Consider the following 22,546-nt stretch of genomic DNA (forward strand, 5'->3'; position numbering starts at 1 on the left):
CGGAATCAGGAGGACGAAGACGAGCGGTACGATCAGATGAAGCTCGAACTGGGGTAAGCCGCCAAGGGCGGCTCAAGGTTTCATGGGCGCCTTTGAGGCGCTCACAATCTCAAGCCACCGGCTTTGCCGGTGGTATCTGACCGCCCTGCGCCAGGTCCGAGAGGTTTGTCGCGCTCAACTCGCTGGCCATCAGCGACAGGTCGCTGTCGCCGTACAACGCCTTCGAAAACGTAAACTGGCTCGGTATGCCGTAACCCATGGACAACGTGCTGCCAACACTATTGGTGAATGACATGTAGCCGGTGTTGGTCGCTGGCTGCGCATCCGCATTCCAGAAAACGCCCAGGCGGTCGACAAAGTTGGTGCTTGGCGACTGCCAGGTCGAAACTTCGCCGCCATCGATCAGCTTCATGACGGCGACGCCGGTATTCCGATTTGACGGCAAGGGGTTCAAGGTGGCCGCTGTCGGCTTGGTCTGGATCAAGCCAGACAGGTTGACCGTGAAGTTGCGCAGGTAGGTGTCGAGGGCTGTGTAATTGCTCAGCTTTGACTGAAGCGCTGACAAATTGCCCAAGGCGCCGCCGGCAAGCATCGATCCCGACAGGCTCGATACGGCGATATTCTTACCGTTGGCCTGAGTGATCGACAGGGCACCGACGGGCTGAAAGGCTGTTGTCAGGTTGCCAGACCTGTCCCGTAGACGGCGTCAACGCCCTTGGCCCCGAGATCAGTGGTTGTGCCAAGCAGCAGATTAGCCGCAGTGCCTTTGGTTTTCAGGATCGGCCAAGCACTCTCGAGAAGCATTAGCGAACCACTGATCAACGGCGCGGACATCGAGGTGCCGGACCATATCGCCATGGCGTCCGGCCCGTATTGAATTCCGGGCGCCAGGATATTGACCCCAGGCGCCGAAATCCAGCGGCTGGCATAGGCTGTCCTGCTTCCCGTGGTGCTGACCAGTGCCCCGGTACCGGCACTGTTGCTAAATGATGCGGCCTTGGCGGCCGTTGTATCGAGCGCGCTGGCGAACACCAAATGGCTAATCGCTGTCGAGGTCAGCCCGCTGGTGTTGGCATTGGCGAGCAGCGCCTTGCCATCGTTGCCGCCGGCCCAGACGATGAAGACTCCCTTGGCAGCCGCGTTATTGATCGCGGCAATGATGTCGGGCGTCGCCATGTAGGTCAGCGAGAGGTTGATGACGCTGACGCCGGCCGCCACTGCCTTGTTAATGCCATTGGAAACATCGGTGTTGTAGCCCGAACCGCTGCTGTTGAGTACTTTCTCGGCAACGATGTTGGCATTGGGGGCGACGCCGATGTAACTGTTGGCCAGAACCGTGTAACCGGCATAGCGGTAGGTATAGGGACTGGGTTTGTTGGCTGCCGCAATCGAAGCGACTGCGGTGCCGTGACCGTTGTCGTCAAGCGCCCCGCTGGAGCATCTGAATGATGTCGCGGCGCATGAGCTGAGCGCGGCGGACACCTGGCCGGTGGCAAAGACGGGGTTGCTGGCGACGATTCCCGTATCAACCACGCCAAGCACCTGACCCTTGCCCCAGTTGGCCGCCGAGAGAATGGCGCTGGTTTCCCCCATCTGGGCCAGCCAGGGCGCGAGGCCCGGATCGGCGGCATGGGCGCTCAGGCTTGCGGCGACGGAAAGGACAGCCGCAGCTGCCGGTAAAAGCATTGCGTTCGGTCGATTCATCTCGATTTCCTCAACACGTTGAAATTGGGGCGCAAGGCAGCTAACGGGTAACAACACGGCATTGCGACGTTCCGGCAGATTTGCTACTCGACCGTGAATCTACTTTGTGGCCGAAAGCGTGTCAACAAGATCAAAATATGATATTAGCATATTTGTTGCGCGGTGTTTAACCCAAGCGCCTTGCTAGGAACTGAACGGCTCTCACGGACCGGACTCCAGTGAGGTGTCATCTCAATCCCCACAGATTCCGGCGCGCGCGCAACTTCGGCTTTCATTTGTCTGTACCCGTTCTGTTTCGGCATCAGGCATCAAGCCCTCGAAAGGGGCCACTGCGCACCGGAGATTGCAATCCGGCGTAGCGTCTAAGGCCCTGCCGAAAAGCGGGGCCTTTGCTTTGTGCGCCCAGCATGGGCGCACTCTTGCGGGAGAGAGTCCCGCCGTAAGTTGATCACAGCGAACGAAGTGAAGCGCAACTGGTGATGGCGTGGAAACGCGTCAAAGCCGATCCTGATCGCCATCGCTAACTTCGCCAAGCAGTTCTTCTAGGCAATCACCGTCTGGCATCGACCAGAAGTTGTGACAGCAAGTAACAAAATGGCTCGCCATTGGCCGTTACCGGATCGATGCCAGCAGTCGCAAAGACACACAGAACGACGTGCGCCATTTCGTGCGCGAGAGTTTCCGGACTGTCGGCCACCCCAAGCAATAAGGCCAGCTAGATTTATTGGGCGAAGGACGGCAAAACGCTCGGCCATTGCTGACCGGCATAGCGACGTGGCCGCGGGCCAGCGTCCCTGACAACTGTAAGGCGACGCAAGTGCGTCAGCCAACCAGGCGGCAGGATAACGACGGCCGCCCAGCATGCCGCCGCAGTTGGCAACGCGGCAATCCACGGGCAATGCCTTCGACTGCGACAGCTTTGGGTCATGATTTTGTCATGCGCGCCCAACTAGTGTTCAATTGCATAAATTAACAATTGTATTTCTGAGTTGCGATCCCTTGACTTCGCGCTTAGTGATTTACGCCGGCCAAAAATCTCGTTATACTCCGACGGTTTTCCGCTCGCCCCTCAGGGGGCAATTTTTTCGGGGATGGGCTTTTCGCCCATTTTTTATTTGTAGCTATGGATTTGCATAATCTTATCGATACCACCGTAACCGGTCTCGGTTACGAGCTCGTGGACCTCGAACAGAGTCCGCGTGGTCGTGTGCTGCGTCTTTTCATCGACAAACCGGATAAATCGGGCGGCATCGATGTCGAGGATTGTGCGTTGGTCAGCAATCAGTTGTCTCGCGTGCTGGCAGTTGAGAACGTCGATTATGATCGCCTGGAGATTTCTTCACCCGGCCTTGATCGGGTGTTGAAGAAGCCGGTGGATTTCGAGCGATTTGCGGGTTCGCAGATCAATCTGAGGTTACGACTCCCGGTGGGTGGTCGACGTAATTTTAACGGCGTCCTGCACGGTCTGCAGGACGGCAGGGTGCGCCTGACAATTGATACGGGCGAAGTGGAACTGGATCTTGGCAATATCGACAAGGCCCGGCTGGTTCCAAAGTTCGACTAGAGATGATGACCAGGCTGGATTTAAGGGGATAGTGAGAATATGAGCCGCGAAATTTTGCTGCTGGTGGATGTGCTGGCGCGCGAGAAAAACGTGACCAAAGACATCGTCTTCGGTGCACTCGAATTGGCCCTTGCGTCAGCGACCAAAAAGCGCGTCGATGACGAAGCGGACGTGCGTGTTGTGGTTGATCGCGAAAGCGGCGACTTCGAGACCTTCCGTCGCTGGGAAATTGTTGCCGACGCAGATTTCATCCACGAGGCGCAGCATATCCCGTTGTCCGAAGCCCAGAAGCAGGATCCCGAGGTTGAAATCGGCGATTACCTCGAGGAGGCGCTGGAGCCGATCGATTTCGGGCGAATTGGCGCGCAGGCGGCCAAGCAGGTGATTTTGCAGAAAATCCGCGATGCCGAACGCGATCAGATTCTCAATGATTTCCTGGAGCGCAAGGAGCATCTTGTTACCGGAACCATCAAGCGCATGGAACGCGGTAACGCCATCATCGAGGCAGGCAAAATTGAAGCGTTGTTGCCGCGCGACCAGATGATTCCGCGTGAAAATCTGCGCGTTGGTGATCGTATCAAGGCCTTTTTGCTGCGCATCGACCGCGCTGCCCGCGGCCCGCAATTGATTCTCTCGCGCACAGCGCCCGAGTTCATCATCAAGCTCTTCGAAATGGAGGTGCCGGAAGTCGATGACGGTCTGCTCGAAATCAAGGCGGCAGCGCGCGATGCCGGCATGCGAGCGAAGATTGCCGTCAAGTCGAATGATCAGCGTGTTGATCCGATTGGCACCTGTGTTGGCATGCGGGGCATGCGGGTTACTGCGGTGACCAATGAGTTGGCCGGTGAGCGCGTCGATATTGTGCTCTGGTCGGCTGATCCGGCGCAGTTCGTCGTTGGCGCCTTGGCACCGGCCGAGGTGCTTTCGGTCGTCGTTGATGAAGACAAGCGCAGCATGGACGTTGTTGTTGATGAAGACAATCTGGCGATTGCTATCGGTCGTGGCGGGCAAAATGTTCGCCTGGCATCCGAAATGACCGGCTGGACAATCAATCTGATGACCGAGGAAGAGTCGCAGACACGTGTCGAAGCCGAGTCTGCGGCAATTCGCGTGCTATTCATGGAAAAGCTCGATGTCGATGAGGAAGTCGCCAACATTCTGATCAGCGAGGGATTTTCGACGCTGGAAGAAGTGGCCTATGTGCCGATGCATGAAATGCTCGAGATTGAGGCCTTTGATGAGGCGACTGTTCAGGAATTGCGTGATCGTGCGCGAAACGTATTGTTGACCGAAGCCATCGTTACTGAAGAACAGATCGGTGAAGTGGCCGAGGACATGCTCAGCCTTGACGGGATGGACAAGTTGCTGGCGGGCAAGTTGGCGGGTAACGGTGTCAAAACGCGCGACGACTTGGCTGATCTGGCTGTCGACGAACTCACTGAAATGACCGGTATCGATGCTGATCGTGCCAAAAAACTGATCACCACGGCGCGCGCGCACTGGTTCGAGTAAGTAGAAAAGAGGATCCCCACATGGCGCAGACAAGTGTTGCCCAATTAGCCACCGATCTTAAAATGCCGGCAAGTGCGCTGCTTGAGCAGTTGCACAAAGCTGGTGTTGGTAAGGGTACGGCTGATGACTTTCTTTCCGAACAGGACAAGTCCAGGCTGCTCGAGTACCTACGCCGTTCGCATGGTGAAGGCGAGGCCAAAACCAGGATCACCTTGACGCGCAGGGAAACCAGCGAGATCAAGTCGCAGGACTCGCACGGCAAGTCGCACACTGTGCAGGTTGAGGTTCGCAAGAAACGGGTTCTGGTCAAGCGTGATTCGCCTGAACGTGCCGATCTGCCCGTTGCACCTGAAGCGCCGGTCGTCACGCCGGAAGCGGTGATTGTTACCCCTGTCGAGCCAGTCGTTCCGCTAGTCGCAGACCCCGTTGTTGAAGTGGCGCTGGAGCCTATCGTTGAGGCGTCACCTGAATCGGAGTCTGTGGCAGCACCGCGTGTCGATGTGAAGAGCAAGCCAGCAGGGAAGGGGAAGGCCAGGAACGCGGTCGGGGCCAAGTCTGAACCCGCTGGTGAAGCCCGGGCTGTCACCAGAAAAGTGGTGACTCGCGCTTCGATCATTGGTGAAGAACAGGAAAAACTTCGTGCCGAGGAAGAACGCCGTAACTCGGCACTGCGTGCACACCAGGAAGCGGAGTACCTGCAGAAACAGCAGCGTATCGCTGCTCTGGCACGCCTGAAAATCGAAGCCGAAGAGAAGGCGGTTGCCGCCCGCGTGGCTGAAGCGGCGAAAAAGGTTGCCGCACAGACGGCGAGCGAAAAACCGGTTGAAGACAAAACCCTGCACAAACCGGCAGCCAAGCCCGGTATGGCTGACAAGAAGGCCGCCGAGAAGAAGGGGCAGTGGAAAAACGAGGGTGCCAACAAGCGCCAGGGATTGAAGACCCGTGGGGCAATCGGTGGTGCTGGCTGGCGTGATAACAAGCATGGCAAGCGCAGCAGTCGTGGCTCTGAGTCCGAGGAAGCGCATTCCTTCCAGGCGCCAACCGAAGCGGTGGTGCACGAAGTGCACGTACCCGAGACCATCTCGGTTGCCGATCTGGCGCACAAGATGACGGTCAAGGCCACGGAGGTGATCAAGACTCTGATGAAGATGGGTTCAATGGTGACCATCAACCAAGTGCTGGACCAGGAAACGGCGATGATTATCGTTGAGGAAATGGGCCATAAGGCATTCGCCGCCAAGCTTGATGATCCGGATGCCTTCATTGACGAGTCGGCGCACAAGGATGCGCCGCAGGAACCCCGCGCCCCGGTGGTTACCGTTATGGGCCACGTTGATCACGGCAAGACCTCGCTACTTGACTATATTCGCCGTACCCGGGTGGCCTCGGGTGAAGCGGGTGGCATTACGCAGCATATTGGCGCCTATCACGTCGAAACCGACCGTGGCATGGTGACCTTCCTCGATACGCCAGGTCACGAAGCCTTTACGGCGATGCGTGCGCGCGGCGCCAAGGCGACCGATCTGGTCATTCTGGTTGTTGCTGCCGACGACGGTGTCATGCCGCAAACTCGAGAGGCCATTCACCACGCCAAAGCAGCGGCAGTGCCGATCATTGTGGCGGTCAACAAGATCGACAAGCCGGAAGCCAACCTCGAGCGGGTCAAGCAGGAGCTGGTCGCCGAGCAGGTTATTCCGGAAGAATACGGCGGTGATGCGCCCTTTATTTCCGTTTCCGCCAAGACTGGCGTTGGCATCGACGAACTGCTCGAAAATGTTTTGCTACAGGCCGAAGTGCTTGAACTCAGAGCGCCCAAGGATGCGCCGGCCAAGGGCCTGATTATCGAAGCGCGTCTGGACAAGGGACGCGGCCCGGTGGCCACCATGCTGGTTCAGTCCGGTACGCTGCGTCAGGGCGACGTGCTGCTGGCCGGTCAGGTGTTCGGTCGTATCCGCGCCATGCTCGATGAAAACGGCAAGATGATCAAGGAAGCCGGACCGTCGATTCCGGTCGAAATTCTCGGACTCTCGGATGTGCCATCTGCCGGTCAGGAAGCCGTGGTGCTTGGTGATGAGCGCAAGGCGCGTGAAATCGCACTCTTTCGCCAGGGTAAATTCCGTGATGTCAAACTGGCCAAGAAGCAGGCAGCCAATCTCGAAACCATCCTTGACCAGATGACTGAGGCGGAAGTCAAGATGTTGCCGCTGATCATCAAGGCCGACGTGCAAGGTTCGCAGGAAGCGCTGGTTCAGTCCTTGCAGAAGCTTTCAACGGCCGAGGTCAAGGTCAACATCATTCACGGTGCGGTGGGCGCCATCAGCGAATCCGATGTGCATCTGGCGCAGGCGTCCAAGGCCGTCATTATCGGCTTCAACACGCGCGCCGATGCGGGGGCACGCAAGGCGGCTGAGAGTGTCGGCGTCGATATCCGTTATTACAATATCATTTACGATGCGGTGGATGAGGTGAAAGCGGCGCTCTCCGGCATGCTATCACCGGAAAAACGCGAAGAGATTACCGGTCTGGTCGAGATTCGCCAGGTGTTTCGTGCCACCAAGATCGGTACGATTGCCGGTTGTTACGTGCTCGAAGGCCTGGTCAAGCGTTCCTCACGTGCTCGTTTGTTGCGTAACCACGTGGTTATCTGGGACGGTGAGTTTGAGTCGCTGAAGCGCTTCAAGGATGACGTCAAGGAAGTCCGATCCGGCTTCGAGTGTGGTCTGTCACTGAAGAACTTCAACGCCTACGAGGAAGGTGATCAACTCGAGGTGTATGACGTGACGGAAATCGCCAGGACGCTGTAAGTGACGGTCAACAAGAGTTTTTCCCGCAAGGACCGGGTCGCAGAACAGATTCGCCGGGAACTGGCGGAACTGATTCGTGCTGAGCTTAAGGACCCACGCGTCGGGATGATCAGCATCACCGAGGTTGAAGTGACGGCTGATTATGCCCATGCCAAGGTATTTTTCAGTACCCTGGCGGGGAGTGAACACGTGCCTGAGGTGATGGCCGGCTTGCAGAAAGCCTCCGGCTTTTTACGCCGCGAACTGGGCAAGCACATTAGCATTCACATGACACCGCAATTGCATTTCGTTTTTGATCAATCGCTCGAACGCGGCGCTGACCTTTCGAAACTGATTCAGGAGGCGGTGGCGATTTCGGGAACATCTGACCCCACGCCCGAAACCGATCTTGACGGCCGGTAGCAAGCGCAGTTGGCAACGTGTCGACGGCGTGCTGCTGCTCGACAAGCCCAGCGGCATGACGTCCAATTCGGCGTTGCAGAGTGCGCGCCGTCTTTTTTCAGCGGCCAAGGCCGGGCATACCGGAACCCTTGATCCGCTGGCCAGCGGATTGCTGCCGCTGTGTTTTGGCGAGGCGACCAAGTTCTCGGCCGATCTTCTTGAAGCCGACAAAACCTACGAGGCTGAACTTCTGTTCGGTGTGACGACCGATACCGGCGATGTCGAGGGCACTGTCCTGCTGCGTCGTCAGGTGCAGTTTGGGCAAGCTGAGCTGGAGGCCTCATTGCACCATTTTCTTGGTCCGATCAGCCAGATTCCGCCCATGTATTCAGCGCTCAAGCGCGACGGAAAACCCCTCTATCAGTTGGCCAGGCAGGGCATTGAAGTCGAACGTGAAGCGCGTGCGGTGACCCTGCACGAATTGCTGCTGCTCGAATTTTCGGGAGACCGATGCCGTCTGCGTGTCTGTTGCAGCAAAGGAACCTACATTCGTACGCTGGCTGAGGATATCGGCAATTTTCTCGCCTGCGGCGCCCACTTGACTGCCTTGCGACGACTTGCTGTGGGTCGCTTGCGCAGTGCTGATGCCGTAAGCCTGGATCAGCTCGTTGAACTTCCCGAAGAAGATCGAGCCCGCTTGCTGCTGGCGCCTGATGTCTTGTTGCAGAGTCTTCCGGCAGTTCATATCGATGAAAAGAGTACGCTACGGTTTTTGCACGGAAATCCGGTTAACATTCCGGACGGTGGCGTGGCGATGCCGGGAAAGTGCCGGGTCTATGGCGCCAATCGCCTGCTCGGTCTGGGTGAGGCGGATGCTTCAGGTTCGGTGAGGCCGCGCCGTTTGGTCTGTGCCTGAGCTCCGGTCAGACGTTAGGCTGCGGTAGCTGTGGCGCAGGCTCGAGCGGGTTTGATGCAATTGTCCTGGCTTCCCTGTTTGAGTGTCGAAGGTTTCAGATTTTCGGGTACCATTGCAGGACACCTCGGCGTGTCAGTAAGGGCAATAAAAAACCCCGAAAGCCTATGGCTGACGGGGTTATGAGGGGTGTTGCGTTATTTTGTTGTTGGTCTCGTTGGTGCCCAGGAAGGGACTCGAACCCCCACAGTGTTGCCACCACTAGGACCTGAACCTAGCGCGTCTACCAATTTCGCCACCTGGGCATTTCCAGAGAAGCGCGAATTCTAAAGGAACATTAGAAAATGTCAATCAAAAAACTATCTAAAACAAGAAAAAACGATCCCCACTTTCAGCGTGAAGTCGCCAAATACGAACAACCGCTACCATCGCGCGAATATGTCCTGCAGGTTCTGGAAGAGCAGGGAAAGCCGGTCAGCTTCGAGCAACTGTGTGTATTGCTGGACATTCATCAGGATGAATGCGAGATGTTCCAGCGCCGTTTGCGCGCCATGGAGCGCGAGGCGCAACTGATGCGCAACCGCAAGGATGCGTACATTGTTCCCGAACTCGCCAGCCTGATCGCCGGCCGCATCGAAGGGCATGCCGATGGTTACGGCTTTCTCGTTCCGGATGACGGCGGTGACGACCTGTTTCTCGATGCCAAACAGATGTCCAAGGTGCTGCATCGCGACCGCGCGCTGGCGCGGGTCATCGGTCTTGATCGCAAAGGACGGCGTGAAGGTAGCATTGTCGAGGTGCTCGAGCGCGCCAATCGGATGGTCGTTGGCCGGGTGCTGGTCGAGCATGGCATTACCGTCATCGTTCCCGAAAACCGGCGCATCAATCAGGATATTCTCGTCGCGCCGGACAAGAAAACCAAGGTCAAATCGGGACAGGTGGTGATGGTCGAAATCATCGAGCAACCCAACCGTCATTCGCAACCGATCGGGCGCATCGTCGAAGTGCTCGGCAACTATGCCGATCCGGGAATGGAAATCGAAATTGCGCTGCGCAAACATGATCTGCCTTTCGAATTCTCGACCAAGGTGGTCGAGGAAACAAAGGCCTTGCCAGACAAGGTAAAGAAATCCGAGTGGTCCGGTCGGAAAGATATACGTGATCTGCCGCTGGTAACCATCGACGGCGAGACGGCCAGGGATTTTGATGACGCCGTGTTTGCCGAGAAAAAGGGCCGCGGCTGGCGACTGGTGGTGGCGATTGCCGATGTCAGCCACTACGTGCGGCCTGGTATGGCGCTTGATCGCGAGGCGATGGAGCGTGGCAATTCGGTTTATTTCCCGCGCCGGGTGATTCCCATGCTGCCCGAGAAACTTTCCAACGGGCTGTGTTCATTAAACCCCGATGTCGAGCGCCTGGCTATGGTGTGTGATATGGACATCAACAACAGCGGCGAAATCAAGGATTACAATTTCTACCCGGCGGTCTTCCGTTCCCGGGCGCGTTTGACCTACAACCAGGTGTGGAACTGGCTCTCTGCGGCGGCAAAACCCGAGAGTGAAATTCACTGCGCCCTGCAGCCGCAGTTGCAGGCCCTGTACGCGCTTTTCCAGGTTCTGCTCAAGGCGCGGCACAAACGCGGGGCGATCGATTTTGAGACGATTGAGACGATGATGCTTTTCAACGAGCAGGGCAAGATCGACAACATCATTCCGGTTCACCGCAACGATGCACATCGCCTGATCGAGGAGTGCATGCTGGCGGCCAATGTGTGTGCCTCGGCCTTTCTTCAGGAGCACAAGCAGACCTGTCTGTATCGGGTGCACGAAGGCCCGACACCGGAGAAGCTCGAAGGTCTGCGCAGCTTCCTTCAGGAATTCGGCCTGGGGCTTCCGGGTGGCGAGAGTCCGACGGCCAAGGACTACGGCGTGCTGCTTGAAAAAATCAAGCCGCGCCCGGATGCCCAACTGCTGCAAACGGTGATGTTGCGCTCGCTGCGCCAGGCCATGTACAGCCCAGACAATGTTGGCCACTTTGGCCTGTCCTACGAGCACTACACCCACTTCACGTCGCCGATTCGGCGCTACCCTGACCTGCTGGTGCATCGTTCGATCAAGTCGGTGCTCGATGGCACAAATTATAAGCCGGGCAAGTGGGACGAAATCGGCATGCATTGCTCAATGACCGAGCGGCGTGCCGACGAGGCCACACGCGATGTGAATAACTGGCTCAAGTGCTATTACATGCGCGACCGCATTGGCGAGGAGTTTGCCGGGACGATTGCCTCGGTGGTGCCGTTTGGCGTCTTCGTGGCGCTCGATTCGGTCTATGTCGAGGGCCTGGTGCATGTCTCCGAACTGGGCGAGGATTACTTTCAATATGACAACGTCAAGCATCAGATGCTCGGCGAGCGCAGCGGCCAGCGCTATCGTCTGGGTGATCGCTTGCAGGTCAAACTGGTGCGTGCCGATCTGGAGACCGGTCGTATTGACTTTGTCCTCGCTACTCCACCAGCCTCGCTGCGAGTACCGGTGCCGAAGCTTGCGGCAATGCCGTTTCCAGGTCGTGCGGCAAAATCGGCGCCCAAGCCGGTCGCCGCTGGCAAGAAACAGCCTGCCGCGAAAAAGCGTCACAAGGCGTCGTAATGCCTTTGCCGGGAGGCGCTGCGGCGCTTCCCGTTCACCTCATTCCTACGTTCGAGAATAATTCATGTCACAGACTCGCTTCATTCACGGTTTTCACGCCATCATCGCCAAGCTGCGTCATCAGCCCGACGCCATTCTTGAAATTTTTATCAATGCGGATCGCCACGATGCGCGGGCACGTGATCTGATGCGTCACGCCGAACTGCATGCGGTCAAGGTTGTTCCGGTCGATGCCAAACGCCTCGCCGGAATGGCCGGTGGTGATACGCGTCATCAGGGCGTGGTGGCCAAGGTTTCCGGCGAGTCGCGTCATGTCACCCTTGACGATGTGCTCGATACTCTGGAAGAACCTGCTTTCCTTCTGGTGCTTGACGGTATTCAGGATCCACACAATCTCGGTGCCTGCCTGAGAGTCGCTGATGCCGTTGGCGCCCATGCCGTGATCGCTCCCAAGGATAGGGCTGTCGGGCTGACGCAAACGGCCATCAAGGTGGCTAGCGGGGCTGCAGAGAGCGTGCCCTACATCACCGTGACCAATCTGGCGCGCACCCTGCGCGAGCTGAGAGAGCGCGAAATCTGGGTTGTCGGTGCCGATGCAGACGCCAAGGACGATCTTTACGCTGTGCAGTGGCCGGTGGCTACTGCCTGGGTACTCGGCGCCGAGGGTGATGGCATGCGCCGTCTGACGCGCGAAAACTGCAATCAACTGGTGACCATTCCGATGCTCGGATCGGTGCAGAGCCTGAACGTCTCGGTGGCCACCGGCGTTTGCCTGTATGAGGCGAGGCGACGGCGCGGGAACTGATCGGTGCTGATCTGGGAGGATGTTTTCATGGCTGAGCTTGACCGGCGCCAGCGTCGCCGCCGTAACATGGCACTGACCGTTGTGGTCGCCGCCTACGTCATCTCGTTTTTCCAGCGCTTTGCGCCGGCGGGCATTGCTCAGGATCTGGCACTCGCATTTGGCACCAACGCCTCGTCGCTCGGTGTTTTGGCATCGACCTATTTTTATGTCTACACGGTCATGCAAGTGCCGACCGGGATCTTTGTCGACACCCTGGGGCCGCGCCGCATTTTGCTTTTTGGCGGTATTGTCGGTGCTGCCGGGAGTCTCATGTTCGGCATGGCACCGACGCTGGAAATGGCATTGATCGGGCGCACCCTGGTCGGTCTTGGGGTCTCGGTCACCTTCATTGCCATGCTCAAATTTGTTGCTCTGTGGTTTGACGAGAGCCGCTTTGCAAGCGTCGTCGGCGTCAGCATGCTGGTCGGCAATCTGGGCTCGGTGCTGGCCGGTTCGCCGCTGTCGTCGCTGGCACAAGCCACCGGATGGCGCAGTGTCTTTGTCGCGCTGGCTGGCTTGTCCCTACTCCTTGGCATCGCCTGCTGGGTGCTGGTGCGTGATCGACCGGACGTTTCGGCAGAGGGGTTGATCAAAAAACCGCATTTTGATCGCACACTGGTGTTGACCGGACTGCTTCAGGTCCTCAGAAATCGTGCCACTTGGCCCGCAGCCTGCGTCAACCTGGGCATTAGCGGCAGTTTTTTTGCCTTTGGTGGTCTCTGGGCGACGCCTTTTCTTACCCAGGCGTACGGGATGACACGTGCGCTTGCAGCCAGTCACGTCAGTTTGTACTTCACCGGCTTTGCGCTGGGCTGCGTGTCTATTGGCGCGCTCTCCGATCGACTGGGAAGACGCAAACCATTGCTGATTGTGGGCTCCCATCTGTATGTGTTGGTCTGGCTGGTCTGGCTTTACAGCGTCGCGCTACCGCTGGTTATTACGTACCCCCTGTTCTTTCTGATGGGGCTGCTGACCGCTACTTTCACGCTGACCTGGGCGTGTGCCAAGGAGGTCAATCCGCCGCTGCTCTCCGGCATGTCGACCAGCGTTACCAATATGGGCGGTTTCCTTGCCGGAGCGATCCTGCAACCCACGTTTGGCTGGGTGATGGATCTGCATTGGGCAGGCGGGGTGAGCAGTTCGGGTGCGCACCTCTATACCCCTGCGGATTATCATGCCGGCCTGTTGCTGCTGGTTGCGACGGCGGCGGTCGGGGCTATTGCTTCGTGGCGTATCCGAGAAACGAATTGTCAAAATACCTGGCAGCCACTGACTGCAGGACGCCTGAGATAGACGGGCATTTAGCAGCACACGCGCGTCGATTACGGAAAAAAATCGAAAACGATCCCAACGCCTGATAGGAATAGGTCGCCAATGAGCGTTCCCTTCTCGGGGACGATTTTCTGTTGCTGGCGCTGCTTCTCGATGGCCAGCAGCGCGTCAGCCAGTGCTTCAGGGTCGCGACGGGTGTGCGTGTATTCCTTATTCTGGTAGTCCGCCAGCGCCTTTTCGACCGCGTCGGGATCAAGAATCGAGATCGGTGCAGCGCAGTGGCTGCAGGCAGCTTCCGTGCGGATGTCCACCGGAGCCCCGCAACCAGTGCAATGGATGGTTCCAATGCGAGCGGCCAGCGCCATGATCTCGGCGGGGGCGAGCTGCCGGACAAAGCCCTTTTCGATCATGAACTGGGCGAAAGCGGTGAACCGGCCGTGATCATGCGGGCAGCGATGATAGGTGAAATGACCGCTGCGTACCAGATCAAGCTGGGCCATCAGCGTTCTCTTGCAACGCGGACAGTGCAGGGTGGCTGCGTGTTGTCGGCGCGGATCATCGCGGTGCGTGTGGATCAGCTTGAACAGATCGATGATTCCACTTGGAGCGATCTGTTCGCTCTCGAAAGCGTCGAACCATATCCCCTGGCAGGGGAAGCAAAGATCAAGCGTCAGCGTGCCAAAGTTTCGTTGCGCAAGGTCCAGTCGTGTCATCTGCTGGGCGCATGATGGGCAGGCGGAGATGTCTGTTGGCGGCGTGAAACTCATTGCGGGCTCAAAGGTGGGCACCTTAGTCGGGTTCTGCTGTCGTATGCGAACGTTATTTCGGAAAACGAAACCATTATCCCACAAGCCGCAATTTTTCAGCCTGGGGTACCGTGCCAGGATGGCGCTTGACGCTGGCGGGCAACAGAAGTCGATACTGAATGGAGAAATTCATGCACAAACCACTACCGATGTCCAAGATGAAACCAGGTGTTGTCTGGTTGCCAGCCGATGCCCATGCGCCAAAACCGACCCTGGTAAACTCTCCGGCGATCGAAGTCATGACGGATCTGCGGCAAGTATTGGCGGCCACGGTGAGTGCCGGCGAGAGCGTTGCCCGGGCCACGCAGCAAATGATTGCACGCCGAGTACGGCTGCTGCTGGTCGTCAGCGACGATGGTTTGATCGAAGGCCTGCTTTCGGCGCGCGACACAATGGGCGAAAAACCGGTCAAGCTATTGCAGGAACGACGCGGGGCCAAGTTCAGCGATCTGGTTGTTGGCGACCTCATGGTTCCCCGGCAGTACATTGATGTGCTTGATATCGACACGGTGCTACACGCCGAGGTCGGCTCCATTCTCGCCACGCTCAAGGCGAATGGGCGGCAACATGCGCTGGTGATCGATTACGACAAGCTGCGGGGCGGGGAGGTGGTGCGCGGTATTTTCTCGGCAACACAGATCGCCCGCCAACTTGGCGTGGCGATTCCGATCTTTGAGGTCGCTCAGACCTTTGCCGAAATTACCTCGGCGCTGGGAAGTAGCTAAAACTTGGAATGTGGCCGAGGTGTTCCGCAACCCAAAGAAGGGTGTTCACATGCGAAATATGTTTTTGATGACCTGTATCTTTTTTCTCTTTGGCTGTGGCCTTGAAAGTGTTGGCACGGCGGCAAGCGTTGGCAAACTTCAAGCAGACCAAGCCAAACAGGCCAAGGAAAGCATGGACAAACTGAAAACCAACATTAATGCCGCCATGACTGAGGCAGAGCAGAGCAGGAAGAAGGCCGAAGAAGCCGCCAACAATTAGAGGATCATCCCCGCGCCAACCGTGTTATTGCTCGATTCGTCGATGACGATGAAGGCCCCGGTGCCACGGTTCTCGGCGTAGCTGTCGGCGAAAATCGGTTGCGCTAGCTTGAAGCTGACCTTGGCGATATCGTTCATCGCCAGTTTCTCGGCGGCTTGATGCTCCATGGTATTGATGTCCATGCGGAACTCGATGCCGGCGAGCATCGCCTTGCTGTCGCGCGTCGTATGCCGGATGAGATATTTGCGGCGCGGATCGAGCGGCGATTCGGAGAGCCAGCAGAGCATGGCGTTAATCTGCTTGGTAAACTGCGGCAGTTCGCCGGTCCTGACGATCATGTCGCCGCGCGAGATGTCGATCTCGTCGTCGAGCAGGAGGGTGATCGACTGTTCGGCAAAGGCATGCGTTAACGACGTGCTATTGATCTGGATATCCTTGACGCGGGTTTCCCGACCGGAAGGTAGCACGGTGACCGCGTCGCCAATGGCCACCACGCCCGATTCGACACGCCCCATGAAACCGCGATAGTCGTGCAGCTCGGGGTTGGCCGAGTCCTGCGGGCGGCAGACGTACTGCACCGGGAAGCGGAAGCTTTCCTGGTGATCGGTGTGCGAGGTGCTTGCCGCTTCGAGCAGATCAATCAGCGTCGGCCCCTGATACCAGTCGAGCCGCTCGCCGCGCTCAACGACCATGTCACCGTTGAGCGCCGACATCGGGATGAAATGTACATCCTTGATGTTCAGCTTGGCGGCAAAGGCCAGATAGTCGGCCATGATCCGGTCAAAAGCCTCCTGTGAGTAGTCGACCAGATCCATCTTGTTGATGGCTACGACCAGATGCGGAATATTGACCAGGTGGGTGAGATAGGAGTGACGTCGGGTCTGCGTCAACACGCCCTTGCGCGCATCGATGAGGATGATGGCCAGATCGGCGGTCGACGCGGCGGTGACCATGTTGCGCGTGTACTGCTCGTGGCCCGGTGCGTCGGCGATGATGTATTTGCGCGTGCCGGTGGTGAAGTAGCGGTAGGCGACATCGATGGTGATTCCCTGTTCGCGCTCGGCCTGCAGGCCGTCGGTAAGCAGCGACAGGTCAATGGCGTCCATGCCGCGCTTTTTCGAGGTGCGCTCGATGGCGTGCAGGGTATCGGCAAGAATCGTTTTGGAATCAAACAACAGGCGACCGATTAGCGTGCTCTTGCCATCGTCGACGCTGCCGCAGGTCAGGAAGCGGAGCAGGCCATTGTCTATGGCGGGAATTTTTTCCATGGCGGACATCAGAAGTAACCCTCTTTCTTGCGTTGTTCCATCGACGCATCCGACGTTTGATCGTCCAGGCGCGTGGCGCCGCGTTCGGTGATGGTCGTCGTCGCCGTTTCGGCAATGATCTTGGCGATGGTGTCGGCAGCCGATTCGACGGGTGCCGTACAGGTTATGTCGCCGACGGTGCGGAAGCGTACCTGCACCTGCTCGATGGTGTCGCCGGGCCGCGCCGGTGTTACCTCGGTGACCGGCAGCATGCCACCCTGCCGACGAACGATGGGGCGCAGGTGGGCGAAGTAAATCGATGGCAGTTCGAGGTTTTCGCGCTCGATGTATTGCCAGACATCGAATTCAGTCCAGTTCGAAATCGGGAAAACGCGGATGTTTTCACCCTTGAAGCTGCGTGCGTTGTAGAGATCCCAAAGTTCGGGGCGTTGGTTCTTCGGGTCCCACTGGCCGAATTCGTCGCGGAAGGAGAAGATGCGCTCCTTGGCACGCGCTTTTTCCTCGTCACGGCGCGCGCCGCCGATACAGGCGTCGAAGCTAAATTCCTCGATCGCTTCAAGCAGGGTCACCGACTGGTGCTTGTTGCGCGATTCGTCGTCCGTTTTGAGCACGACCGTACCGCGCGCCATCGAATCTTCAACCGAACGCACGATCAGGCGCTCGCCAAGTTCGGCGGCGCGCTTGTCGCGAAAATCGGTGACTTCCTTATAGTTGTGGCCGGTGTCGATGTGCATCAGTGGAAAAGGAAACTTGCCCGGGCGAAAGGCCTTCTCGGCAATGCGCAACATGCAGATCGAATCCTTGCCGCCGGAAAAGAGCAGCACCGGATTGCTGCACTGGCCAGCCACCTCGCGCATGATGTGAATGGCCTCGGATTCGAGCCAGTCGAGGTGGGAGAGGGTTTGTTTGGTGAGAGTTGTCATCAATTACTTTCAAAAAACAACGCTTTCAACGCAGAGGACGCAGAGGCGCAGAGATCGCAGAGAAGATCAAGAGCTGTTTTTCTTTGCGATCTCTGCGTTGAGAGAGGTTCAAGCCTTGTTAACATGCAATCCGCATTCTTTGGATTCCGGTGCTTCCCACCACCAGCGGCCAGAGCGGATGTCTTCGCCGGGGGTGATGGCGCGCGTGCAGGGGGCGCAGCCGATGCTTGGGTAGAACTTGTCGTGCAGGGCGTTGTGCGGGATTTTGTTCAACCTGATATAAGCCCACACGTCTTTTTCGCTCCAGTCGGCGAGCGGGTTGAATTTTACGAGTCTGTTGCCTTCGTCGAAAGACTGGATCGGCAAGCCTTCACGCGTTGCCGACTGCAACGCGCGCAGACCAGTGATCCACGCCTTGTTATTGGCCAGCGCGCGTTGCAGCGGTTCGACCTTGCGCACGTAGCAACAGCCTTTGCGCAGTTCAACCGACTCGTAGAAGGCGTTGATACCGTTCTCGCGGGTATAGGATTCGATGAGATCGTGGCGCGGGTAATACAGCTTGAGCGTGAGGCCGTAGTGCTTTTTGACTTCGGCAATCAGGTCGTAGGTTTCCAGCGGCAGGCGACCGGTATCGAGCGAGAAAATGTCGATATCGAGTTTGTCACTGGTGATGAGGTCGGTCAGCACCATGTCTTCGGCGCCCAGACTGTTGGCGAAAACGGCCGGCGAGTAGTTATCCACGATTTGCCGTAGCAGGGTGCGGGCCGCTGCCGTTTTTTCTGCAACCGACGCCAGCAGTGCCGGGTCCTTGAGGTCGATGTTTGTGCTCATGGGTTCAGACGGTGCGGCGGCGAAAGAGGGGTTGTGGCTGGTCGACGGCGGCCTGGTAGGTTTCGCTGAAGTCACGCAGGCTGGCCAGGGCGGCGTTGCTGTCTTTGTCCGCGCGCAAGGCATAGGCATCAATGCCACAACGCTTCATGAAGAACAGCTGGTCCTGCAGCACGTCGCCGATGGCGCGGATTTCGCCGCGATAGCCGTAGCGTTCGCGCAGCAGGCGGGCGGTCGAGTAGCTGCGGCCGTCGGTGAACTTCGGAAAATTGACGCCAATGACGGCCAGTTGTTCGAGGTCGCCGGCGATGGCTTCCGGCCCCTCGCTGCTATCCAGCCAGACACCATGCGGTACGCCGCGCGAAAGAATGTCTTCCCGGCGCGCCAGCCACACGGCGAGCGGCAGCAGGACGGGGTCTTCGGGAATGGCAATAGATTCCACCGTTTGATCGTCGGCAAGCTTGAGGACTTGCCAGCCGTCGTCGACGATTTGACCGTTCTTGATGATCTTAGGCATTAGCGACTTTCGTGAGAGGGGCAGTTTCCGTTTCTGCGCTTTCGGCGGCGGCTATTTTCCGTTTGTCGCGCCCGGCATAGGCGCGCTGCTTGAAGGGTGCAAGGCCGAGGCGCAGGAAAGTGTCGATAAAGCGTTCGCTGGTTGTGCGCTGTTCGATATAGACGTCGATCAGCGCTGCAATAACCTGTGGTACTTCATCGGCATAGAAGGACGGGCCAATCACCTTGCCGATCGTCGTGCTGTTGCCCTGCTGACCGCCGACGGTGATCTGGTACCACTCTTCGCTGTTCTTGTCGACGCCGAGAATGCCGATGTTGGCGACGTGATGATGGCCGCAGGAATTCATGCAGCCCGAGATGTTAAGTGAAATGTCGCCGATATCGTAGAGGTAGTCGAGATCATCAAATTGCTTCTGCACGGCGTCGGCAATTGGCACTGAGCGGGCATTGGCCAGCGCGCACAGGTCGCCGCCCGGGCAGCAGATCATGTCGGTGAGCAGACCGATATTCGGCGTTGCCAGCCCGTTGGCGCGAGCGATTTTCCAGACCTCGTAGAGATCGCTTTTTCTGACATCGGAAAGCACCACATTCTGCTCGTGGGTGACGCGCAATTCGCCAAAACTGAAACGGTCGGCGAGGTCGGCAACGGCTTCCATCTGCGTATCGGTGATGTCGCCGGGAGCCACGCCGGGCGCCTTGAGCGAAAGCGTGATCGCCGCGTAACCACTGACCTTGTGCGCATGCACGCAACGCTTGACCCAGGCGGCGAAAGCCTTATCGTCCTTGAGCGCAGTCGCGAAAGAGAGGTCGTCGGCAGGCAGGGTGACATAGGCGGGCGGGGTGAAGTGCCGGGCGACACGGTCAAATTCGTCATCGGTCAGCGTCGTCGGGCCATCCTTCAAGTGCGCCCATTCGGCGTCGACCTGGCGCTTGAATTCGTCTATGCCAAGTGCATTGACAAGAATTTTGATACGTGCCTTGTACATGTTGTCGCGGCGGCCGTAGCGGTTGTAAACGCGAAGTACGGCGTCAAGATAGGAGAGCAGATGCCGACGCGGCAAAAACTCATTGATGACCTTGCCAATCACCGGCGTGCGGCCCAGACCACCGCCGACAAAGACCTTGACGCCAATTTCGCCGGCAGCATTGCTCACGATTTCCAGCCCCACATCGTGTGCGCGGATGACCGCACGATCCTGCGCGGCAGCATTGACAGCGATCTTGAATTTGCGCGGCAGATAGGCAAACTCCGGGTGGAAGGTTGACCACTGGCGCAGGACTTCGCAGTAGGGCCTCGGGTCAGTCAGTTCGTCCGGGGCGATCCCGGCGAACTGATCGGTGGTGATGTTGCGGATGCAGTTGCCGGAGGTTTGTACGGCGTGCATTTCGACACTCGCCAATTCGCCGAGAATTTCCGGCGTCTCTTCAAACTTCGGCCAGTTAAGTTGCATGTTTTGGCGTGTTGTGAAATGGCCAATGCTGCGGTCATAGCGGCGGGAAATTTCAGCCAGCTTGCGCAGTTGTGTGGCGCTGAGCATGCCGTAGGGAATGGCGATGCGTAACATCGGGCCGTGGCGCTGGATGTACAGGCCATTTTGCAGGCGCAGGGGGCGTAGTTCGTCGTCGGAGAGTGCGCCGGCCAGATTACGGTCGATCTGGCCGCGATACTGCGCAACGCGTTCGTTGATCAACTGCTGGTCAATGCTGTCATAGCGATACATGGGATGTTCCTTTAATCTTGTACGGTCTTTACAAGGTAATCAGTTTGCCGCCGATCAACAGCAGCATGCTGGCCAGGAGGGGACGTAAAAAGCGGTCCGGGATACGGGCCGAGGCGTGGCTGCCCAGCCAGATCCCTGGCAATGAACCGAGCAGGAGGCTGCACAGCAGCGACCAATCAACGCTGCCGATGGCCCAGTGTCCGAGTCCGGCAATCAGCGTTAGCGGTACGGCGTGGGCGAGGTCGCTACCGACAATGCGAATGGTGGGCAGTTTGGGGTAGAGAAAGAAAAGCGCCGCCACACCCAGAGCGCCTGCGCCGACCGAAGAAACCGTGACAAGTGTACCGAGCAATACGCCGACTACCACGGTAATCGGAGCTTGAAACTTCGTATGCGCCGAATCTTCGGCGTGAGTCAGCGCGTAGCGCTGTAGTTTTTGGCGAAAAGCAATGGCACAGGCCGTCAGCAGTAGTGCAATACCAAGTGAAACCGAAATGATGTGGGTCACCGCGTCGCTCTGCTTGGGCAGGTAGGACAATGCCCAGATCGTAAGCAGCGAGGCCGGGATGCTGCCGCTGGCCAGCAGGCCGGTGATGCGCCAATCGACGTGCCCTTTTTTGGCATGAACGGTGGTGCCCCCGGCCTTGGTGAGGGCGGCATAGAGCAGGTCGGTACCGACCGCAGTTGCCGGATGAATGCCAAAAATAAGCACCAGCAAGGGGGTCATCAGCGAGCCGCCACCGACGCCCGTGAGCCCGACAATGGCGCCGACAACAAAGCCTGAGAGGGTATAGAGCCAATCCATGATGCACCGCACTAATCAGAGTGAGCGCATGGTATCAGTCGATGGCTTGATGGAAAAAGAATATTCGGTTAGATTGCTAGAACTATTTGTTATTACGATTGCAGATGAAGTTACAGCAACTGCGTTATCTCGTCGAAGTCGGTCGCTGTGGACTCAATGTTTCGGAGGCCGCCGAGGTGCTTTATACCTCGCAGCCGGGCGTTTCCAAGCAGATCAAGCTGCTCGAAGATGAGCTCGGTGTGGTCGTCTTCGAGCGCAGTGGCAAGCGTCTGACCGCCGTTACCGAGCCGGGCAAGCGGGTGCTCGAAATTGCCGAGCGCATCCTGCGCGAGGCCGACAACATCAAGCGCGTCGGTGAGGAATATGCCGGTGGTGATTCCGGCAGCCTGGTGATTGCGACAACCCATACCCAGGCCCGTTACGCACTGCCTCTGGTGGTCAAGAACTTCATCGAGCGTCATCCGAAGGTTCGTCTGTCGATGCATCAGGGCAGCCCGACGCAGATCGCCGAATGGACGCTCAAGGGTGAGGCGAATATCGCCATAGCCACCGAAGCACTCGACCAGTTTACGCAACTGGTCATGCTGCCGTGCTACCAGTGGGGACACAGCGTTATCGCACCGGACGGGCATCCCATTCTCGCCGAACGATCAATTTCGCTGAATACGCTGGCGAACTGGCCGCTGATCACCTACGATCCAGCCTTTACCGGCCGTTCGCTCATCAACAAGGCGTTTGAACGCGCGCAACTGACGCCGAATGTCGTTCTCGCGGCGCTTGATTCAGATGTGATCAAGACCTACGTAAATCTTGGCCTCGGGCTGGGAATCATCGCCAGCATGGCGTATGACCCGGCGCGCGATGTCGGCCTACAGGCCATGGATGTCGGTCATCTCTTTGGCTCGAACACGACGCGCATCGGTTTGCGGCGGGGAACCTATATTCGCCAGTACGAATATGATTTCATTGAACTGTTCGCATCACAATTGTCGAAAAAGGCCGTCGACATGGCGATGGCCGGTCCAGGAGCGGGTGATGAGTATCAGCTTTGATCCA

The 22,546-nt window shown here is 57.9% G+C and carries 20 protein-coding genes and 1 tRNA gene; 11 read left to right on the forward strand and 10 right to left on the reverse strand.

All coding sequences use genetic code 11. The annotated features are described in order from the left end of the window. Positions 1-109 precede the first annotated feature (109 nt). Complete coding sequence (locus Q1J43_RS03285; RefSeq protein WP_301100920.1) at positions 110-574, reverse strand: hypothetical protein; 465 nt, start codon at positions 572-574, stop codon at positions 110-112. A 101-nt stretch (positions 575-675) separates the two neighbouring features. Then, on the reverse strand, positions 676-1,704 hold the full coding sequence (locus Q1J43_RS03290) for a S8 family serine peptidase (protein WP_301100921.1): 1,029 nt from the start codon (positions 1,702-1,704) through the stop codon (positions 676-678). A gap of 1,123 nt (positions 1,705-2,827) precedes the next feature. Here Q1J43_RS03290 and rimP point away from each other — a divergent pair. Genes rimP through truB form a run of 5 tightly spaced genes read left to right on the forward strand, consistent with a single transcriptional unit; the run spans position 2,828 to position 8,881 of the window. Further along, positions 2,828-3,268: a ribosome maturation factor RimP gene (gene rimP, locus Q1J43_RS03295; protein WP_301100922.1), complete on the forward strand. Its 441-nt coding sequence runs from the start codon at positions 2,828-2,830 to the stop codon at positions 3,266-3,268. 39 nt (positions 3,269-3,307) lie between these two features. Next, positions 3,308-4,780, forward strand: coding sequence for a transcription termination factor NusA (nusA, locus tag Q1J43_RS03300; RefSeq protein ID WP_301100923.1), 1,473 nt, complete (start codon positions 3,308-3,310; stop codon positions 4,778-4,780). Between the two features lie 20 nt (positions 4,781-4,800). Further along, on the forward strand, positions 4,801-7,584 hold the full coding sequence (infB, locus tag Q1J43_RS03305) for a translation initiation factor IF-2 (RefSeq protein WP_301100924.1): 2,784 nt from the start codon (positions 4,801-4,803) through the stop codon (positions 7,582-7,584). Continuing rightward, positions 7,585-7,986, forward strand: a complete 402-nt coding sequence (gene rbfA, locus Q1J43_RS03310; RefSeq protein WP_301100925.1) for a 30S ribosome-binding factor RbfA — start codon at positions 7,585-7,587, stop codon at positions 7,984-7,986. Beyond that, positions 7,973-8,881 (forward strand): tRNA pseudouridine(55) synthase TruB, encoded by a 909-nt coding sequence (gene truB, locus Q1J43_RS03315; RefSeq protein WP_301100926.1) that lies wholly within the window; start codon positions 7,973-7,975, stop codon positions 8,879-8,881. Before rbfA ends, truB begins: the two co-directional genes overlap by 14 nt. A gap of 215 nt (positions 8,882-9,096) precedes the next feature. Here the strand turns inward: truB and Q1J43_RS03320 are convergent. Continuing rightward, positions 9,097-9,183: transfer RNA gene (locus Q1J43_RS03320), tRNA-Leu, on the reverse strand. A 39-nt stretch (positions 9,184-9,222) separates the two neighbouring features. Between Q1J43_RS03320 and rnr the strand changes: the two genes are divergently transcribed. From rnr to Q1J43_RS03335, 3 genes are all read left to right on the forward strand, one after another. Continuing rightward, positions 9,223-11,523: a ribonuclease R gene (gene rnr / locus Q1J43_RS03325; RefSeq protein WP_301100927.1), complete on the forward strand. Its 2,301-nt coding sequence runs from the start codon at positions 9,223-9,225 to the stop codon at positions 11,521-11,523. Between the two features lie 64 nt (positions 11,524-11,587). Beyond that, positions 11,588-12,328: a 23S rRNA (guanosine(2251)-2'-O)-methyltransferase RlmB gene (gene rlmB, locus Q1J43_RS03330; RefSeq protein ID WP_301100928.1), complete on the forward strand. Its 741-nt coding sequence runs from the start codon at positions 11,588-11,590 to the stop codon at positions 12,326-12,328. Between the two features lie 27 nt (positions 12,329-12,355). Continuing rightward, positions 12,356-13,660: an MFS transporter gene (locus Q1J43_RS03335; RefSeq protein WP_301100929.1), complete on the forward strand. Its 1,305-nt coding sequence runs from the start codon at positions 12,356-12,358 to the stop codon at positions 13,658-13,660. A gap of 29 nt (positions 13,661-13,689) precedes the next feature. Here the strand turns inward: Q1J43_RS03335 and Q1J43_RS03340 are convergent, their stop codons facing one another. After that, positions 13,690-14,406 (reverse strand): zf-TFIIB domain-containing protein, encoded by a 717-nt coding sequence (locus Q1J43_RS03340; protein ID WP_301100930.1) that lies wholly within the window; start codon positions 14,404-14,406, stop codon positions 13,690-13,692. Positions 14,407-14,576: 170 nt separating this feature from the next. Between Q1J43_RS03340 and Q1J43_RS03345 the strand changes: the two genes are divergently transcribed. Further along, complete coding sequence (locus tag Q1J43_RS03345; RefSeq protein WP_301100931.1) at positions 14,577-15,170, forward strand: CBS domain-containing protein; 594 nt, start codon at positions 14,577-14,579, stop codon at positions 15,168-15,170. Between the two features lie 10 nt (positions 15,171-15,180). Further along, the gene (locus Q1J43_RS03350; RefSeq protein WP_301100932.1) at positions 15,181-15,429 is read left to right on the forward strand and encodes a hypothetical protein; all 249 of its coding nucleotides are present in this window, start codon (positions 15,181-15,183) and stop codon (positions 15,427-15,429) included. On the opposite strand, the gene cysN is transcribed toward Q1J43_RS03350, so the two are convergent. The 6 genes from cysN to Q1J43_RS03380 all read right to left on the reverse strand — a co-directional run bounded on the left by cysN (position 15,426) and on the right by Q1J43_RS03380 (position 21,490). Next, positions 15,426-16,706: a sulfate adenylyltransferase subunit CysN gene (cysN, locus tag Q1J43_RS03355; protein WP_301100933.1), complete on the reverse strand. Its 1,281-nt coding sequence runs from the start codon at positions 16,704-16,706 to the stop codon at positions 15,426-15,428. The two genes, Q1J43_RS03350 and cysN, sit on opposite strands and share 4 nt — an antisense overlap. After that, entirely contained in the window at positions 16,706-17,620 is a 915-nt protein-coding gene (gene cysD / locus Q1J43_RS03360) for a sulfate adenylyltransferase subunit CysD (protein ID WP_301100934.1), read from the reverse strand. Before cysD ends, cysN begins: the two co-directional genes overlap by 1 nt. A gap of 108 nt (positions 17,621-17,728) precedes the next feature. Then, entirely contained in the window at positions 17,729-18,451 is a 723-nt protein-coding gene (locus Q1J43_RS03365) for a phosphoadenylyl-sulfate reductase (protein ID WP_301100935.1), read from the reverse strand. Between the two features lie 4 nt (positions 18,452-18,455). Then, positions 18,456-18,965: a DUF934 domain-containing protein gene (locus Q1J43_RS03370; protein WP_301100936.1), complete on the reverse strand. Its 510-nt coding sequence runs from the start codon at positions 18,963-18,965 to the stop codon at positions 18,456-18,458. Next, positions 18,958-20,685, reverse strand: a complete 1,728-nt coding sequence (locus tag Q1J43_RS03375; protein ID WP_301100937.1) for a nitrite/sulfite reductase — start codon at positions 20,683-20,685, stop codon at positions 18,958-18,960. Before Q1J43_RS03375 ends, Q1J43_RS03370 begins: the two co-directional genes overlap by 8 nt. A gap of 28 nt (positions 20,686-20,713) precedes the next feature. Next, the gene (locus tag Q1J43_RS03380; RefSeq protein ID WP_301100938.1) at positions 20,714-21,490 is read right to left on the reverse strand and encodes a sulfite exporter TauE/SafE family protein; all 777 of its coding nucleotides are present in this window, start codon (positions 21,488-21,490) and stop codon (positions 20,714-20,716) included. A 104-nt stretch (positions 21,491-21,594) separates the two neighbouring features. On the opposite strand from Q1J43_RS03380, the gene cysB reads away from it, so the two are divergent. Continuing rightward, the gene (gene cysB, locus Q1J43_RS03385) at positions 21,595-22,542 is read left to right on the forward strand and encodes an HTH-type transcriptional regulator CysB (protein WP_301100939.1); all 948 of its coding nucleotides are present in this window, start codon (positions 21,595-21,597) and stop codon (positions 22,540-22,542) included. The last annotated feature ends 4 nt before the right edge of the window (positions 22,543-22,546 follow it).

Source organism: Propionivibrio sp., from assembly GCF_029255185.1.
Taxonomy (GTDB): Bacteria; Pseudomonadota; Gammaproteobacteria; order Burkholderiales; family Rhodocyclaceae; genus Propionivibrio.